Raw genomic sequence first — 15,373 nt, 5'->3', positions numbered from 1 at the left:
TTGCCTCCGTTTTTCCGGAGTACCTAGCTATATCGCCGGCGCGCTGAAAACGTGACAAAAAATTTTACAGCAGCCTTGCGCCCGCGCCTTGCGCCCCCAGCGCATCGTAGGGATTGCGCAAACGGCAATTTTCCACCGAGAGGCAGCCGCAGCCGATGCAGTCGCCGAGCTGGTCGCGTAGCTTGCTGAGGGTGGCGATCTTTTCGTCGAGTTCGGCTTGCCAGCGGCGCGACAGCTGGGCCCAGTCGGCCGCGTTGGGCGCGCGCCCGGCCGGCAGGGCGGCCAGGGCTTGCTGGATGGAAGCGAGCGAGATGCCGACCCGCTGCGCCACCTTGATCACGGCCACGCGGCGCAGCACGTCGCGGGTATAGCGGCGTTGGTTGCCGGCATTGCGCTGGCTGCTGATCAGCCCTTTGTCCTCGTAGAAATGAATTGCCGAGACGGCCACGCCGCTGCGTTGCGCCACCTCACCCACTGTCAGTTGCCGGCCGCAGCCGGCCGGATCGCATGTGCTCATCAGAAAGTCCTTGACCTCAAGTTAAGTTGAGGTTTTACACTGCTTTGCAATTCAACGCAAGCACAGGAGAACAGCATGAGGGCTATCGACAATGTGGCGCGCAATAAGGCCGTGGTGCGCAAGCTGTATGAGGAGTGTTTCAACCAAGCAAATCTGGCCTTGCTGAATGAGCTGATCGCGCCGGATTTCGTCGGCAGCAAGGGCGAGCTGGGGCCGCGCGAATTCGCCGCCACCGTGACGTCGGTGCAGACCGGTTTTCCCGGCGTGCAGTTCCGCATCGAGGATTTGTTCGGCGAAGGCGACCGCGTGGCCGTGCGCTGGACCTTCCACGCGGCCCATGGCGGCCCGTTTGCCGGCGTTCCGCCCAGCAATGTGCACGTGACGCAGCAGGGCAATGTGATTTACCAGTTGCGCGACGGCCAGATCATCCGCGCCTGGCTGCAGGTCGACCGGCTCGGCGTGCTGCAGCAGATTGGCGTGATGCCCCCCAGTTTCGCCGCGCCGCGGCCGGTGGCCGTGGCGGCGTGAAAAGGGTGGCCGTATGGATCACAAGCAGTTCCTCGCCATGTGGCGGGACGAGGTGCCGTGCAGCTGTGCCGAGGCTCAGCCGATGAAGGAATCGAATTGCAGGTCGAATTCCTGCAAGGCTTTTTGCGCGTTCTGCATCTTCTTGCGGAACTCGGGGCCGCGCTGCAGCGCCAGTCCCACCGCCAGCACGTCGATCACCACCAGATAGGCGAGGCGCGCCGAAATCGGCGTGTAAGGGTCGGTGTTGAAGATCAGGTCGATCGGAATGAGCACCGTCGCCATCTCGGCCAGCGGCGTGCCGGACGGCGCCAGCACGATGACGTCGGCGCCGCCGCGCCGCGCCAGCTTGACCGAGCGCACCAGGGCCGGGCTGTTGCCGCGCTGCGAAATCGCCACCACGGCGTCGCCGGTGCGCAGGAGCGCGGCGGCGATGCTGTGGATGGCCGGGTCGGCATAGGCCACGGTGGGCACGCCGGAGCGGAAGAATTTATGCTGGGCGTCGGCCGCCACGATGCCGGACGTGCCCTGGCCGTAGAACTCGATCTTGCTGGCGCGCGACAGGATGTCGAGCGCTTGCTGGATCGGTTCGGCCTGCAGATTGTTGCGCAGGTCGAGCAGGGTGTTGATCGAGCGGCTGCAGATCTTGTTCACGAGATCGGCCGCCAGATCGTCCTGGGCCGGCTGCTCGTTCAGGCCGGGCAGGGCCAGGGCCAAGCCCTGCGCCAGTTTCAGCTTGAACTCATGCCAGCCGTCATAGCCCAGGGTGCGGCAGAAGCGCACCACGGTCGGCTCCGACACCTGGGCGTGCTTGGCCAGGCAGGTGATGTTTTCGTTCACCGTGCGTGAAGGGTTGTCGAGCACCGACAAGGCGACTTTGCGCTCGGACTTCGACAGCGAATCGAGCTGGGTGCGGATGGAATCGAGCAGCATCAGTCTTCCGGCAGCGCTTCTTCGCGCCACTGCAAACCGTCGCGGCCGATCAGGGCGCTGGCCGCCGCCGGCCCCCAGGTGCCGGAGGAGTAGGGCAGGGGGGCGCTATCGTCCTGTTCCCAGTTGTTCAGGATCGGCTCCACCCATTCCCAGGCCGCTTCCAATTCGTCGCCGCGCATGAACAGGGTCAGCTGGCCGCGCAGCACGTCGAGCAGCAGGCGCTCGTAAGCGTCCATGCGCGGCATCTTGAAGGTTTCGCGGAAGTCCAGTTCCAGCTCGGCCGGTTTCAGGCGCATGCCTTCGCCCGGTGTTTTCGCCATCAGGTTCATGCGCAGGCCTTCGTCGGGCTGCAGGCGGATCACCAGGGAGTTGGGCTGGAAGCTCGACGTCGGCTGGTTGAAGATCGAGTGCGGAATCTGCTTGAAGCGCACCACGATCTCGGCCAGCGAGTCGGCCATGCGCTTGCCGGTGCGCAGATAGAAGGGCACGCCGGCCCAGCGCCAGGTGTCGATTTCGGCCTTCATGGCGACGAAGGTTTCGGTGCGCGAGTGCTGCGGCGCGTCCGGCTCGTCGCGGTAGCTCGGCACGGGTTTGCCGTCCACATGGCCGGCGCGGTACTGGCCGCGCACGATGTTCTGCGCCAGCGTGGTCGGGGTGAAGCGTTTCAGCGAGCGCAAGACCTGCAGCTTGGCGTCGCGCACGGCGTCCGGCGCGATCGAGGTGGGCGGCTCCATGGCCACGATACACAGCAGCTGCAGCAGGTGGTTTTGCAGCATATCGCGCAGGGCGCCCGAGGTGTCGTAGTAGCCGATGCGGTTGCCCACGCCGAGTTTTTCGGCGATGGTGATCTGCACGTCGGAAATCCATTCGCGGCGCCACAGCGGCTCGAACAGGATATTGCCGAAGCGCAGGGCCAACAGGTTCTGCACGGTTTCCTTGCCGAGGTAGTGGTCGATGCGGTAGATCTGCGATTCGGAGAAGACTTCGCCCACTTCGGCGTTGATCTGCTTGGCCGACGCGAGGTCGCGCCCCAGCGGTTTTTCCAGCACCACGCGCGAGTTCGGCGTGGCCAGGCCGTTTTCCTTGAGGTTGTCGCAGATCTGGGCGAACAGGTGGGGCGGCGTGGCCAGGTAGTAGACGCGGGTGATGGCCGGGTCGGCGCGCAGCGCTTCGACCAGGGGCGCGTAGGTGCCCGATTCGGTCGCGTTGAGCGACACGTAGACGATGCGCTTGGTGAAGCGCTCCCAGTTTTCGGCCGTGACGGCGGGCGATTTGATATGGGGTTTGGAGGTGGTGCTGACGGTGTTCAGGAAGTCTTCCTGGCAGCAGTCCTGGCGGCCGACGCAGATGATGCGGGCCAAGGGCGGCAGGTCGCCGCAGACGTCGCGGCTGAACATCGCGGGCAGCAATTTGCGCATTGCCAGGTCGCCGCTGCCGCCAAACAGAACCAGATCAAAATCGGTAAGTGCCATAATGTGTGAGTGCCGGTGGATTGTTTTGAAAATTTACTACGTAAATTCCGCTTTTGCAAGAAAAATTACTACATTGTGACTGGCAAGATACGAGCTTGCCGGCGCCGCGCCCCACGCAGCGCGCCAGCATGCCAGGGCTGGCTTAAGCGGCGCTGAGGCGGTCGCGCCGCCTCAATCGCGGTAAGCCGCTTCTTCGCGACCGGCGACGCCGACGTCCACCGCCAGCACGCGGCCGCTCAGCGGCAGCTCGGCCAGTTCGGCGGCCGGGCGCTTGCCGGCGCTGGTGATGTACAGCGTGCGCAGCGCCGGGCCGCCGAAGGCCACCATGGTCGGGCAGCGCACGGGCAGGCGGATCTCGTCGAGCTGGTCGCCGGCCGGCGAGAGCTTCAGCACGCGTCCGCCCTCGAACATCGCCACCCAGTAATTGCCTTCGCTGTCGACGGCCGCGCCGTCGGGGCGGCCGCCATAGCCGCTGCTGGCCTTGTCGGTGGCGAAGCGGCGCACATCGCGCTCGTTCCAGACCTGGCCCGTGAGCGGATCGAAATCGAAGCGGGTGACGCGGTGGCTGGTGGTGTCGGCGTGGTACATGGTGCGCCCGTCCGGGCTGAAACCGAGGCCGTTGGACACCGTCATGCCGCCCGACCAGACCTTGCGCAGCTGGCCGCGCTCCAGGCAGTACATCTCGGCGGCCGGCTTGTCGCGCGGCTCGTAGATGGTGCCGCACCAGAAGCGGCCGGCGGCGTCGGTCTTGCCGTCGTTGAAGCGGGTGGTGGCCATATCGAAAGGCGCGGGCGCCACTTCGCTCAGCGCGCCGCTCTCCGTGTCGAGGTGGGCGAAGCCGCTGCGCAGGGCCACCAGCAGACCGCCGCGTTCGGCGCGCGCGATGGCTGAAGGTTCCGTCGCCATCGGCCAGCTGCGGCGCGCGCCGCTGGCCGGGTGCAGGCGGTGGATGGCGAAGCCTTCGATGTCGACCCAGTACAGGGCTTGTTCGGCCGCATGCCACAGCGGGCACTCGCCCACCACCATGGTGTCGTCGCAAACGGCGCGGATGCTGTATTCGTTCATATCGTGTATACCGTTACTGTACTTTGGCGGCTTTCGCCATCAGGATCAGGCCATTGGTCGAGCTGTCGTGGCGCGCCGGGTCGATTTCGCCGGTCAGCTCGGACTCGATCTTCTTGGCCAGCACCTTGCCCAGCTCCACGCCCCACTGGTCGAAGCTGGCGATATCCCACAGCACGCCCTGCACGAAGGTCTTGTGCTCGTAGAGCGCGACCAGGGCGCCCAGGGTGGCGGGGGTCAGCTGGTCCATCAGGATGGTGTTGCTGGGGCGGTTGCCGGGGAAGGTCTTGTGCGGCACCAGGGCGTCGATCTGCGCCGGCGGCAGCTGCTGCGCTGCCAGTTCGGCGCGCACCTCGTCCGCGCTCTTGCCCTTCATGAAGGCTTCCGACTGGGCGAAGCAGTTGGCCAGCAGGGCGTCGTGGTGGCCGTCCAGGTCGTGGGTCGGGCGCAGCGCGGCGATGAAGTCGATCGGGATGATGTCCGTGCCCTGGTGCAGCAGCTGGAAGTAGGCATGCTGGGCGTTGGTGCCGCATTCGCCCCACACCACCGGGCAGGTCGGCGTGTCGACCGGCTGGCCGCCGCGCGTGACGCGCTTGCCGTTGCTTTCCATCTCGAGCTGCTGCAGATAGGCCGGGAAACGGTTCAGATCCTGGTGGTAGGGCGCGATGGTGAGCGAGGCGGCGCCGAGGAATTGGCGGTTCCAGAAGCCGGTCAGGGCCAGTAGCACGGGCATGTTCTGCTCCAGCGGCGCGGTGCGGAAATGCTCGTCCATGGCGTAAGCGCCTTCCAGCAGGGTGCTGAAGTAGCCGAAGCCCACGCTCAGCGCCACCGGCAGGCCGATGGCCGACCACAGCGAATAGCGGCCGCCGACCCAGTCCCAGAACGGGAACATATTCTCGGGATCGATGCCGAAGGCTTGCACCGCGGCGGTGTTGGTGGAGACGGCGACGAAGTGGCGCGCCAGGTGTTCTTCCTTGGCCGAGGCCAGGAACCAGCGCCGCGCCGTGTGCGCGTTGAGCATGGTCTCGGCCGTGGTGAAGGTTTTCGAGGCGACGATGAAGAGGGTGGTCTCGGGATGGACCTGTTCCAGCGCGGCGTCCATATCGTGGCCGTCGACATTGGAGACGAAGTGCATCTTCAGGCGCGGATGGGCATAGGAGCGCAGCGCCAGGCAAGCCATCTTCGGCCCCAGGTCGGAGCCGCCGATGCCGATATTGACGATGTCGGTGATGGGCTTGCCGCTATGGCCGAGCCAGGCGCCGGCGCGCACGCGGTCGGTGAAGGCCTTGATGCGCTCCAGCACGGCGTGCACCTCGGCGCCCACGTCCTGGCCGTCGACGAGCAACTGCTTGCCGCGCGGCATACGCAGCGCCGTGTGCAGCACGCTGCGGCCTTCGGTAAGATTGATTTTCTCGCCGGCGAACATGGCGTCGCGCTGGGCTTCCACGCCGCGTTCGCGCGCCAGGTCGAGCAGCAGGGCGATGGTGCGGGCGTCGGCACGGTTCTTCGAATAGTCGAGAAAGAGGCCGGCCGCGTCGGTCGTCATGGCCGGAAAGCGCTCGGCGTCGGCGGCGAACAGCTGGCGCAGCTGCCAGTCCTTGGCCTCGGCGGCGTGGGATGCGAGGGCCCGGAAGCTGGCGGTGGAGGTCAGGGGAGGCTGGCGCATAATATCCGTATGGAAGAAATGGAATTTGCCTAACTATACAATAAAAATAGGTAAATTCACTACAATTCAATTGCACGCCAGTGCGCCATGGGTTTTTCGCCCTGGATAGAATGAGTCTCTGCGGCAATTTAGATTGTCATTTTGGCTAATCTATTCAATCCCGTGGCGCGCAGATGCGCGGTTTGCTGAAAAGTGTAGTAAAATTTCAGTAAATTCATTGATAAGGAATGATTATGGCCTTGCATCCGGTTCTGGAAAAAGTCACCGCACGGGTGATCCAGCGCAGCCGCCCCTCGCGTGGCGCCTACCTGGCTCACCTGGAGGCAGCCCGCGTCAAAGGACCGCAGCGCGGCACCCTGTCCTGCACCAATCTGGCGCACGGTTTCGCCGCCTTCCCCGCCAACGACAAGCTGGTGCTGAAGGAAGTGAAGAAGCCTTCGGTGGCGATTGTGTCGGCCTATAACGATATGTTGTCGGCGCACCAGCCCTTCGAGCACTTCCCGGCCATTATCAAGGAGGCGGTGCGCCAGGTCGGCGCCGTGGCCCAGTTCGCCGGCGGCGTGCCCGCCATGTGCGACGGCGTGACCCAGGGCCAGCCCGGCATGGAACTGTCGCTGTTCTCGCGCGACGCCATCGCCATGTCCACCGCCGTAGCCCTGTCGCACAATATGTTCGACGCCGCGCTGTACCTGGGCGTGTGCGACAAGATCGTGCCGGGGCTCTTGATCGGCGCCCTGCATTTCGGCCACCTGCCCGCCGTCTTCGTGCCGGCCGGCCCGATGACCTCCGGCTTGTCGAACAAGGATAAGGCGGCCATCCGCCAGCGCTACGCGAAAGGCCTGGCCACGCGCGAAGAGCTGCTGGAAGGCGAGTCCCAGTCCTATCACGGCGCCGGCACCTGCACCTTCTACGGCACCGCCAACAGCAACCAGATGCTGATGGAAGTCATGGGCCTGCACTTGCCGGGCGCCGCCTTCATCACCCCCGGCACGCCGCTGCGCGACGCGCTGACCGCCGCCGCCGCCCAGCGCGCGGCGCTGATCACCGAGCAGGGCCAGGAATACATTCCGGTCGGCCATGTGGTCGATGAAAAGTCCATCATCAACGCCGTGGTCGGCCTGCTCACCACGGGCGGTTCCACCAACCACACCCTGCACCTGGTGGCGATCGCCAAGGCGGCCGGTATCGTGATCGACTGGGACGATTTCGACGAGCTGTCGGCCGTGGTGCCGCTGCTGGCGCGCATCTACCCGAACGGCGACGCCGACGTCAACCACTTCCACGCGGCGGGCGGCACCGGCTTCGTGATCCGCGAGCTGCTCGACGCCGGCCTGCTGCACGACGACGTCACCACCATCCTGGGCAAGGGCTTGCGCAAGCACTGCGTCGAACCGTTCCTGGCCACGGCGGGCGAGGGCGGCGTGGTGTTCAAGGACGCCCCGGCCGCCAGCGGCGACACCAAGGTGCTGCGCGGCGCCGCCGATCCCTTCTCGCCGGACGGCGGCATGGTGCTGGTCAAGGGCAATCTGGGGCGCGCCGTGATGAAGGTCTCGGCCGTGAAACCGGAGCACCGTTCGGTGGAGGCGCCGGCCCTGGTCTTCGATTCGCAGGAAGCCTTCATGGCCGAATACAAGGCCGGCAAGCTGGACCGCGACTTCGTGGCCGTGATCCGCTTCCAGGGGCCGCGCGCCAACGGCATGCCCGAGCTGCACGCCCTGACCCCGGCCCTGGCCAATCTGCAGGACGCGGGACGGCGCGTGGCGCTGGTGACCGACGGCCGCATGTCGGGCGCTTCGGGCAAGGTGCCGGCGGCGATCCACGTCTCGCCCGAGATTCTGGCCGGCGGTCCGCTGGGTCTGGTGCGCGACGGCGACATCATCCGCCTCGATGCGGAGAGCGGCACGCTGGAAGCGCTGGTCGCCTCCGACGTCTGGCATGCGCGCGCGCTGGCCACGGCCGACCTGACGCCGAACCAGATCGGCATGGGGCGCGAGCTGTTCTCCATGTTCCGCAACAGCGTGAGCGAGGCCGAGCAGGGCGCCACCACCTTCCCGCTGCCGTCGCCGATCCAGACCACCGTGGGCCTGCACGATGCCGAGGTGGTCGGCAACACCGTGCCCGGTTCCGATGAAGACTTCCTGATCAACAAGAAAGCCTGAGATGACCCTACTTGAAATCATGCGTACTTCGGCCGTGATCCCCGTGATTGCGATTGACGATCCCGAGCATGCCGTACCGCTGGCCAAAGCGCTGGTGGCGGGCGGCATCCGCGTGCTGGAAGTGACGCTGCGCACCCGGCACGGCCTGGGCGCGATCCGCGCCATGAGCGCCGTGGAAGGCGCCATCGTCGGCGTCGGCACCCTGACCCAGCCCGAGGAATTCGCCGCCGCGCGCGATGCCGGCGCCGTGTTCGGCGTCTCGCCCGGCTTGACGCCGGCCCTGATCGCCGCCGCCAAGTCCAGCGGCCTGCCGCTGCTGCCGGGCGTGATGACCCCGTCCGAAGTGATGGCGGCGCGCGAGCAGGGCTTCCAGCAACTGAAGCTGTTCCCGGCCGTGCCGGCCGGCGGCGTCGGCATGCTGAACGCCATCAACGGCCCGCTGCCCGACATCACCTTCTGCCCCACGGGCGGCATCTCGCAAGTGACGGCGTCCTCCTTCCTGGCCTGCAAGAACGTGGCCTGCGTCGGCGGCTCCTGGCTGACCCCGAAAGACGCCATGCAGGCCGGCGACTGGGACAAGATCACCGAACTGGCCAAAGCCGCCAGCAGCCTGCGCGGCTGATCCCGGTTCGCTTCGTTTCGCAATGGCGCCTGTGGGCGCCATTGTCGTTTCTGCGTCAGGAACGTTTGCCGAGCTTGCCTGTCGAACTGAATGAATTTATTTGGGGAGACAGTCATGCCGATTCAACTGACTTTGAATATCGATACCGCCACTTTGCAGGATTTGCTTGCGTATCTGGAGGAAACCGCGAGTGGGCAGGAACCGGCGGAGGCGGCGGTCCACGCCTTACGGTATTGGCTGGCGGAGGTACGTAAGCAAGCACCGTCCCCGGATGCGCCGGCCTTGCGCGGTTATCAATGGAAGTCCCTGTTTCTACCGGATGGGAGCAGGCTGCGCATGTATTGCCAGCACGAATATGGCTACGCTCGGGTTGTCGGCGATCAATTGATGTATCACGGGCGGGCGCTCACGCCCAATCAATTTGTTGCCGCCTGCTCTGGTGGCACGCGCAATGCTTGGCGTGATGTGTCAGTAAATTTTCCTGGCGAGAAAACATGGAAGCTGGCCTGTGTGCGGCGCGATGAACTTGTGCGCTTGGGCCAGCAGGCTGCTGCGGGGGCGGCGAGTGCCGCCACGCCACCTTTGAATACAAGCGGCTTGCAGGAAAATGCATGGCCGGCGCGGGAGCGTCGGCGCAATTTTACGGCACTGGATGATGTCGCTTTTGATTAGCGCTATGAGCCGCACCATGATGGGGGGGATGTCTGTGCAGCTGCGTAGCGGAATCTGTCTGAAAATGACTGCCTGATTCCGCCTGAATTTGTCTGCATTTGTCTGCATTTGTTTGAATTTGCCTGAGTTGCTCTGAGTGGCGTGCTTGAGTGCAATTCCAGACATTTTCAGACAAATCCAGACAAAATCAGGCAGTCATTTCAGGCAGGTTCCGAGAGGCAGTTGGAAAGGACTAGGTAACCCTCAATACCCGGTAAACGCTCTGCACCATGCCGCCTTCGTAGATTTTGCTGCGCAGGTGTTCCAGCTTGACATCATGTGGCAGGGCGCAGAACAGGGCGATGCCGCTGCCGATCAGCACCGGCAGGCGCGAGATGGTGATTTCGTCGATCAGGCCGGCGCGCAAGCAGGCCTGGATGGTCGCGCCGCCATCGACGTACAGGCCTTGGCAGCCATCGGCGGCCAGCTGCGCCACCAGCGCTGCCATCGGCCCGCGCTGCAGCTCGGCCTTGCCCGCCACGCTCCCCGGCAGCGTCGCCAGGGTCGTGCTCAGCACCACCACGCGCTTGCCGGTGTAGGGCCAGATGCCCATGGCCTGCACGGTTTCGAAGGTCTTGCGTCCCATCAGCACCGTATCGATGCCGGCCATGAAGGCATCGTAGCCATGTTCCGGCGGCGCGCTGCCCGCTTCCGGCTCGCCCATCAGCCAGTCGAGCGCCCCGTCGGGGCGGGCGATGAAGCCGTCCAGGCTGCAGCCGACGAAGACGCTGGCTTTCATGCCGGCGCCTGCGTGGCAATGCGGTTGCGGCCGCCGCGCTTGGCCTCGTACAGGGCGCGGTCGGCGGCGCCGATCAGTTCCTGCGCTTCGGCCGGATGCGCCAGCGTGCGCGTGGCCACGCCGATGCTGACCGTGACCTGCTTCAGCTCCACGCCGCTGGCCGCATGCGGAATGTGCAGCGCGATGACGCGCGCGCGCAGCGCCTCGGCCATATGCGCCGCCTGTTCGGCATTGGTGTCGGGCAGGATCAGCACGAACTCTTCGCCGCCGTAGCGCGCGATCAGGTCGGCGGCGCGCTGCAGCATGCCGCTCAGGGCCGAGGCCACGCGCACCAGGCATTCGTCGCCGCGCTGGTGGCCGTAGTGGTCGTTGAAGTTCTTGAAGTGGTCGATATCGATCATCAGCAGCGACAGGGCGCTGCCGTTGCGCTTGGCGCGCCGCAGCTCCTTGTCGATGGCGACGTCGAAGTGGCGGCGGTTGGCGACACCGGTCAGGCCGTCGGAGAAGCTTTGCGAGCGCAATTCCAGCGCCTGCTGGCGCAGCAGCTTTTCGCGCCCGACCGCGATGCTGACGTCGTGGATTTCGATCATGCAATGGCGCGGCGCGCCGTCCACCGCCAGCGGCGTGACGGCGAGCGCCTGCTGCAGCCGTTCTTCGCGCTGGGCCGCCGACGCATTGGCGAACAGCGCGAACGGCGAGCGGTTCAGCGTCTGCGACAGCAGGGACGGAAAGTTGTGCTCCAGCGCCTGGGTGATGGCGGCGTCGACGCGCCGTCCGCGCAGTTCGGGAAACAGGGTGGCGAAATCCTGCCCCAGCACGGCGGCGGCGGCGGTGCCGGAGTGGCGGCTCATCCACTGGTTCCACAACACCACGCGGCGCGCGCCATCGAGCACGATGATGCCCAGGTCGACGGCGGCCAGCACGCCTTCCAGCAGGGGGAGTCGGCCCGTCCCGTTCATCGCTCGGCCTGCCCCATGATGCGCGCCAGGTAGCGCCGGATCTGTTCCTGCAGATCCTGCAGGGCGCTGAGGTCGAGGATGAAGGCGACATAGCCCTTGATCTCGTGCACCTCCAGCGCAAAATCGATGTGCAGCATCAGCACCACGGTGTCGGCCGGGCCGCCCGAGGCGCTCAGGATCTCGTCGCAACTGCCGACGTGGTAGGCTGGCAGCGAACCATGCAGCTCGTGCTCGAAGATATTGGCCAGCGTGCCGACGCAGGAGTTGAGGATGATGTTGCCGATCTCGCTGAGCGCTTCCTGCTCCATCTCGGTCAGCTCCAGCAGCGGCACGCTGCCGCCCACCATCAGGCGCACCAGGTCCAGGCTTTTCTCTTCGGGGAACATCAGGATCGCTTCGGTGCGAAAAGCGCCTTCGTAATGCTGGCTGACGCCGCAGACGCGGCTGGCGTTGCGTCCGCCCGGCCCGAGCAGGCGTGCCGCGTTGGAGCGGTTGAGGAAGCTGATCGAGGGCACCGACATGCTGACGGCTTCGTTGACGATGGCGCTCATGGCCGCCGCGGCCCGGCCCACGCCGATATTGAAGATTTCCACCAGCGCATCGTGTTCGATTTCGCTGAGCGGCAGCATCGCTCAATGCTCCAGCGGAGCGATCAGCTGGGCGATGCGTTCGTCGGTGATCGGTTTTTCCATGAAGCCGACGCCGATTTCGCTGGCGCGGTTGCGCGTGGCGCTTTGCACATTGGCGGTCAGCAGGGAGATGTAGGCTTGCGGCAGCAGGGCGCGCAGCTTTTCGGCGGTGGCCACGCCGCCCATGCCGGGCATGTTCACGTCCAGCAGCACCAGGTGCGGCCGGCTCAGGCGCGCTTTTTCCAGCGCTTCCTCGCCATTTGCCGCCTCTTCCACTACCCAGTCGGCGTGCTTGCTGAGGATGTGCTGGCGCGCCACCAGACGCGAGACGCGGCTATCGTCGACGATCAGTACGGTTGGAGTCACTTCCATATCGCACCCTGTGTTGAACGGTCGGAGTGGTCCATTTTCGCACAGAGTGGGCGGGGCGGGCGGGCGATCCGTTAAAATAGCGGGATTGCGCCGCACGCCGGCGTCGCTTATTGCCCGCACTCCTTCTTTTATCTTTCCTATCCATTCCGCACCCATCATGACTCAAGACGAACTGAAACAAGCTGTTGCCCGCGCCGCCATCGACTATGTGGTGGATGGCGAAATCATCGGCGTCGGCACCGGCTCGACCGCCAATTTCTTCATCGATGAACTGGGCCTGATCAAGCACCGCATCCAGGGCGCCGTGGCCTCGTCGGAAGCGACGGCCGCGCGCCTGGCCGGCCACGGCATTCCCGTGTTCGACCTGAACGAGGTCGAGCGCATCGCCGTCTACATCGATGGCGCCGACGAGATCACCCATGCCGGCGCCATGATCAAGGGCGGCGGCGCGGCGCTGACGCGCGAGAAGATCGTCGCCTCCGTGTCGGGCCAGTTCGTCTGCATCGCCGACGGCTCCAAGCTGGTCGACACCCTGGGCAAGTTCGCGCTGCCGGTGGAAGTGCTGCCGATGGCGCGCAACGCCGTGCTGCGCCAGCTGGCGGCCCTGGGCGGCCAGCCGAAGGTGCGCACCAAGCCCGGTTCGGACGAAGCCTTCGTCACCGATAACGGCGGCAATATCATCGACGTGGCCGGCCTGGCGATCGCCGATCCGGTGGCGCTGGAAACGCAGATCAACCAGATCGTCGGCGTGGTCGCGGTCGGCCTGTTCGCCGCGCGCGGCGCCAATGTCTGCCTGCTGGGCACCGCCGACGGCGTGCGCACGCTGAAGTTCTAAGCCGCCAGCAAACCGGGGCCGCCGCCGCGCGGCCCGTCCGCGCTTGCATTTGGCGCGCGCCAGCCATATTCTGTAATGCCACCCCGGCTGCGCGGAGGCTGACGATGACGCACCATTCCCCAAGCCTGCTGCGGCTGGCCTGCCCGATATTGGCAGGCTTGCTGAGCGCCTGTTCCTATCTGCCGTTTTCACGCCCGCTCCCGCCGTCCGAGCCGGGCGCCATCGACCGCCCGCCGCCATTGGCGCTGGCCGCCGACGGCACGCCGCAGGTGCAGAGCAATGGCGTGACGATCCAGAAGGTCGAGTTCCGGCCCGGCGTGTCCTCGGCCACGGTGGAGCATCTGGCCGGCAAGGCCGCCTGCACGGGCGGCTGGGGCGCCGGCCTGGTGACGGAACCGGGCCCGGTCGAGATTTACCGCATGGCCTGCGACGATGGGCGCGTGTTCCTGGCGCGCTGCGAGCTGCGCCAGTGCCGGCCGATGTCAAAATAACAAACGGCGCCGCGGCGCCGTTTGTTCAGGAGGGGCAGGGCTTAGGCCGGTGGCTTACGCCGGGGGCGGCACATAGCCGGCGGCGGCATCGGCGCCATCGCCGAAGAAATGCTTCTCCATCTGCGCCATCAGGTATTTGCGGGCGCGCAGGTCGGCCAGGTTCAGGCGGTTCTCGTTGACCAGCATGGTCTGGTGCTTGAGCCAGGCCGCCCAGGCTTCCTTCGACACCGACTCATAGATCTTCTTGCCCAGTTCACCGGGAACGGGCGGGAAATCCATGCCTTCGGCTTCCTTGTTGAGTTTAATGCAATGGACGGTACGGGCCATCTGTGAAGCTCCTAAAACAAGTGTCTGAAATCCAGATTATAAGGTTTTAATCAGAACCTGGGATTTTCGCTGCCAGTTATACATGCGCTGGCGGTCCGGCGGCAGCGCGTCGACCGAGGCGGCGACGAAGCCGCGCTTGAGGAACCAGTGCGCCGTGCGCGTGGTCAGCACGAACAGCTTGTTGATGCCGATGGCGCGCGCGCGGTTCTCCATATGCTTGAGGATACGCTCGCCGTCGCCCTGGGCCTGGACTTCGGGGTTGACGGTCAGGCATGCCATTTCGGCCATCTTCTGCTCCGGGAAAGGATACAGCGCGGCGCAGCCGAAGATCACGCCATCGTGCTCGATCACGGAGAACAGGTCGATCTCGCGCTCGATCAGCTCGCGGCCGCGCTTGACCAGGGTGCCGTCGGCCTCCAGCGGTTCGATCAGCTTGATGATGCCGCCCACGTCCTCGATGGTGGCCTGGCGCAGGCTTTCCAGGTTCTCGTGGCTGATCATGGTGCCCACGCCATCGTGGGTGAACAGTTCCAGCAGGGCCGAGCCATCCATCGCGAACGGCACGATGTGGGCGCGCGGCACGCCGTTATTGCAAGCCTTGACGGCGTGTTGCAGATAGAATGCGCTATCGGCCGGCAGGAAACCGGCCTGCAGCACGGCTTCGGCCTGGTGCGAGGACAGTTCGCGGATCTCGGCGCCGCCGGCATCTTGCATCATCGCCGTTTCGGTGATGAAGATCAGCTTGTCGGCGTGCAGGGTGACGGCGGCCGTGACGGCCACGTCCTCCATGGTCAGGTTGAAGGTTTCGCCGGTGGGCGAGAAGCCCAGCGGCGAGAGCAGCACCAGGCCGCCCGCGCCGAGGATGGAGTGGATGGTTTCGCCGTCCACCTTGCGCGTGACGCCGGTCAGTTCCAGGTCCACGCCATCGATCACGCCGAGCGGACGGGCGGTGACGAAGTTGGCGGAAATGATACGGATGGCCGCGTGGGCCATGGGCGTATTCGGCAAACCCTGGCTGAACGCGGCCTCGATGTCCAGGCGCAGCTCGCCGGCCGCCTCCTTGGCGCATTCCATGGCGGCGGTGTCGGTGACGCGCACGCCATTGTGGAAGCGGCCTTCCACATTGCGCAGGGCCAGCTGCTCGGCCACCTGCGGGCGCGAGCCGTGCACCACCACGACCTTGATGCCGAGGGCGTGCAGCAGGGACAGGTCGTGCGCCAGCACGGGCAGGGCGCCGGCGGCGACCAACTCGCCCGGAAAGGCGACGACGAAGGTCTTGCCGCGGAAGGCGTGGACATAGGGCGCGACGGAGCGCAGCCAGTGGACGAATTCGATAGGGTTTTCCATTGGCCGC

Annotated in this window: 17 protein-coding genes; 6 read left to right on the top strand and 11 right to left on the bottom strand. The window is 65.6% G+C overall.

The window, feature by feature from the left end; translation table 11 throughout:
• Nucleotides 1-64: 64 nt before the first annotated feature.
• Nucleotides 65-517: a redox-sensitive transcriptional activator SoxR gene (soxR, locus tag FHS03_RS03610; protein WP_183439669.1), complete on the bottom strand. Its 453-nt coding sequence runs from the start codon at nucleotides 515-517 to the stop codon at nucleotides 65-67.
• Nucleotides 518-592: 75 nt separating this feature from the next.
• Here soxR and FHS03_RS03605 point away from each other — a divergent pair, with 75 nt between their 5' ends.
• Nucleotides 593-1,045, top strand: coding sequence for an ester cyclase (locus FHS03_RS03605; protein WP_221208040.1), 453 nt, complete (start codon nucleotides 593-595; stop codon nucleotides 1,043-1,045).
• A gap of 75 nt (nucleotides 1,046-1,120) precedes the next feature.
• Here FHS03_RS03605 and FHS03_RS03600 read toward each other — a convergent pair whose 3' ends face one another.
• From FHS03_RS03600 to pgi, 4 genes are all read right to left on the bottom strand, one after another.
• Nucleotides 1,121-1,975 carry an SIS domain-containing protein gene (locus tag FHS03_RS03600; protein ID WP_176346707.1) on the bottom strand — a complete coding sequence of 285 codons (855 nt, stop codon included), beginning with the start codon at nucleotides 1,973-1,975 and terminating at the stop codon, nucleotides 1,121-1,123.
• Nucleotides 1,975-3,447, bottom strand: coding sequence for a glucose-6-phosphate dehydrogenase (gene zwf, locus FHS03_RS03595; RefSeq protein WP_183439668.1), 1,473 nt, complete (start codon nucleotides 3,445-3,447; stop codon nucleotides 1,975-1,977). Before zwf ends, FHS03_RS03600 begins: the two co-directional genes overlap by 1 nt.
• Before the next feature lie 171 nt (nucleotides 3,448-3,618).
• Nucleotides 3,619-4,512 (bottom strand): SMP-30/gluconolactonase/LRE family protein, encoded by an 894-nt coding sequence (locus FHS03_RS03590; protein WP_183439667.1) that lies wholly within the window; start codon nucleotides 4,510-4,512, stop codon nucleotides 3,619-3,621.
• 13 nt (nucleotides 4,513-4,525) lie between these two features.
• Complete coding sequence (pgi, locus tag FHS03_RS03585) at nucleotides 4,526-6,175, bottom strand: glucose-6-phosphate isomerase (RefSeq protein WP_183439666.1); 1,650 nt, start codon at nucleotides 6,173-6,175, stop codon at nucleotides 4,526-4,528.
• A gap of 233 nt (nucleotides 6,176-6,408) precedes the next feature.
• Between pgi and edd the strand changes: the two genes are divergently transcribed.
• From edd to FHS03_RS03570, 3 genes are all read left to right on the top strand, one after another.
• Complete coding sequence (gene edd / locus FHS03_RS03580) at nucleotides 6,409-8,334, top strand: phosphogluconate dehydratase (RefSeq protein WP_183439665.1); 1,926 nt, start codon at nucleotides 6,409-6,411, stop codon at nucleotides 8,332-8,334.
• Between the two features lies 1 nt (nucleotide 8,335).
• Nucleotides 8,336-8,956 (top strand): bifunctional 4-hydroxy-2-oxoglutarate aldolase/2-dehydro-3-deoxy-phosphogluconate aldolase, encoded by a 621-nt coding sequence (gene eda, locus FHS03_RS03575; protein WP_183439664.1) that lies wholly within the window; start codon nucleotides 8,336-8,338, stop codon nucleotides 8,954-8,956.
• Nucleotides 8,957-9,070: 114 nt separating this feature from the next.
• Nucleotides 9,071-9,628, top strand: coding sequence for a hypothetical protein (locus tag FHS03_RS03570; protein WP_229426053.1), 558 nt, complete (start codon nucleotides 9,071-9,073; stop codon nucleotides 9,626-9,628).
• Nucleotides 9,629-9,860: 232 nt separating this feature from the next.
• On the opposite strand, the gene FHS03_RS03565 is transcribed toward FHS03_RS03570, so the two are convergent.
• From FHS03_RS03565 to FHS03_RS03550, 4 genes are read right to left on the bottom strand one after another with little or no spacing between them, the layout of a single operon-like run.
• Nucleotides 9,861-10,406, bottom strand: a complete 546-nt coding sequence (locus tag FHS03_RS03565) for a dihydrofolate reductase family protein (RefSeq protein ID WP_183439663.1) — start codon at nucleotides 10,404-10,406, stop codon at nucleotides 9,861-9,863.
• Nucleotides 10,403-11,365, bottom strand: a complete 963-nt coding sequence (locus FHS03_RS03560) for a GGDEF domain-containing protein (protein WP_183439662.1) — start codon at nucleotides 11,363-11,365, stop codon at nucleotides 10,403-10,405. The genes FHS03_RS03565 and FHS03_RS03560 overlap by 4 nt, the downstream gene beginning before the upstream one ends.
• Nucleotides 11,362-11,994, bottom strand: a complete 633-nt coding sequence (locus FHS03_RS03555) for a chemotaxis protein CheC (RefSeq protein WP_183439661.1) — start codon at nucleotides 11,992-11,994, stop codon at nucleotides 11,362-11,364. Before FHS03_RS03555 ends, FHS03_RS03560 begins: the two co-directional genes overlap by 4 nt.
• Nucleotides 11,995-11,997: 3 nt before the next feature.
• Nucleotides 11,998-12,366: a response regulator transcription factor gene (locus tag FHS03_RS03550; RefSeq protein ID WP_183439660.1), complete on the bottom strand. Its 369-nt coding sequence runs from the start codon at nucleotides 12,364-12,366 to the stop codon at nucleotides 11,998-12,000.
• A gap of 157 nt (nucleotides 12,367-12,523) precedes the next feature.
• Between FHS03_RS03550 and rpiA the strand changes: the two genes are divergently transcribed.
• Nucleotides 12,524-13,201: a ribose-5-phosphate isomerase RpiA gene (rpiA, locus tag FHS03_RS03545; protein WP_183439659.1), complete on the top strand. Its 678-nt coding sequence runs from the start codon at nucleotides 12,524-12,526 to the stop codon at nucleotides 13,199-13,201.
• A 104-nt stretch (nucleotides 13,202-13,305) separates the two neighbouring features.
• Complete coding sequence (locus tag FHS03_RS03540) at nucleotides 13,306-13,692, top strand: hypothetical protein (protein WP_183439658.1); 387 nt, start codon at nucleotides 13,306-13,308, stop codon at nucleotides 13,690-13,692.
• Nucleotides 13,693-13,746: 54 nt separating this feature from the next.
• Here FHS03_RS03540 and FHS03_RS03535 read toward each other — a convergent pair whose 3' ends face one another.
• Entirely contained in the window at nucleotides 13,747-14,019 is a 273-nt protein-coding gene (locus FHS03_RS03535; RefSeq protein ID WP_183439657.1) for an oxidative damage protection protein, read from the bottom strand.
• A gap of 36 nt (nucleotides 14,020-14,055) precedes the next feature.
• Nucleotides 14,056-15,366, bottom strand: a complete 1,311-nt coding sequence (argA, locus tag FHS03_RS03530; protein WP_183439656.1) for an amino-acid N-acetyltransferase — start codon at nucleotides 15,364-15,366, stop codon at nucleotides 14,056-14,058.
• Between the last annotated feature and the right edge of the window lie 7 nt (nucleotides 15,367-15,373).

It is taken from the genome of Pseudoduganella violacea (genome assembly GCF_014191875.1).
Taxonomy (GTDB): domain Bacteria; phylum Pseudomonadota; class Gammaproteobacteria; order Burkholderiales; family Burkholderiaceae_D; genus Rugamonas; species Rugamonas violacea_A.
Note: the sequence above shows the minus strand (reverse complement) of the source record. Positions and strands in the feature narration are given on the sequence as shown.

Bases quoted from the DNA above. Each gene is read 5' to 3' on its own strand.
- eda (WP_183439664.1), top strand. From the start codon at position 8,336: ATGACCCTACTTGAAATCATGCGTACTTCGGCCGTGATCCCCGTGATT.
- edd (WP_183439665.1), top strand. From the start codon at position 6,409: ATGGCCTTGCATCCGGTTCTGGAAAAAGTCACCGCACGGGTGATCCAG.
- FHS03_RS03555 (WP_183439661.1), bottom strand. From the start codon at position 11,994: ATGCTGCCGCTCAGCGAAATCGAACACGATGCGCTGGTGGAAATCTTC.
- FHS03_RS03590 (WP_183439667.1), bottom strand. From the start codon at position 4,512: ATGAACGAATACAGCATCCGCGCCGTTTGCGACGACACCATGGTGGTG.
- rpiA (WP_183439659.1), top strand. From the start codon at position 12,524: ATGACTCAAGACGAACTGAAACAAGCTGTTGCCCGCGCCGCCATCGAC.
- FHS03_RS03570 (WP_229426053.1), top strand. From the start codon at position 9,071: ATGCCGATTCAACTGACTTTGAATATCGATACCGCCACTTTGCAGGAT.
- soxR (WP_183439669.1), bottom strand. From the start codon at position 517: ATGAGCACATGCGATCCGGCCGGCTGCGGCCGGCAACTGACAGTGGGT.
- FHS03_RS03600 (WP_176346707.1), bottom strand. From the start codon at position 1,975: ATGCTGCTCGATTCCATCCGCACCCAGCTCGATTCGCTGTCGAAGTCC.
- argA (WP_183439656.1), bottom strand. From the start codon at position 15,366: ATGGAAAACCCTATCGAATTCGTCCACTGGCTGCGCTCCGTCGCGCCC.
- FHS03_RS03565 (WP_183439663.1), bottom strand. From the start codon at position 10,406: ATGAAAGCCAGCGTCTTCGTCGGCTGCAGCCTGGACGGCTTCATCGCC.
- FHS03_RS03560 (WP_183439662.1), bottom strand. From the start codon at position 11,365: ATGAACGGGACGGGCCGACTCCCCCTGCTGGAAGGCGTGCTGGCCGCC.
- zwf (WP_183439668.1), bottom strand. From the start codon at position 3,447: ATGGCACTTACCGATTTTGATCTGGTTCTGTTTGGCGGCAGCGGCGAC.
- FHS03_RS03605 (WP_221208040.1), top strand. From the start codon at position 593: ATGAGGGCTATCGACAATGTGGCGCGCAATAAGGCCGTGGTGCGCAAG.
- pgi (WP_183439666.1), bottom strand. From the start codon at position 6,175: ATGCGCCAGCCTCCCCTGACCTCCACCGCCAGCTTCCGGGCCCTCGCA.
- FHS03_RS03535 (WP_183439657.1), bottom strand. From the start codon at position 14,019: ATGGCCCGTACCGTCCATTGCATTAAACTCAACAAGGAAGCCGAAGGC.
- FHS03_RS03540 (WP_183439658.1), top strand. From the start codon at position 13,306: ATGACGCACCATTCCCCAAGCCTGCTGCGGCTGGCCTGCCCGATATTG.
- FHS03_RS03550 (WP_183439660.1), bottom strand. From the start codon at position 12,366: ATGGAAGTGACTCCAACCGTACTGATCGTCGACGATAGCCGCGTCTCG.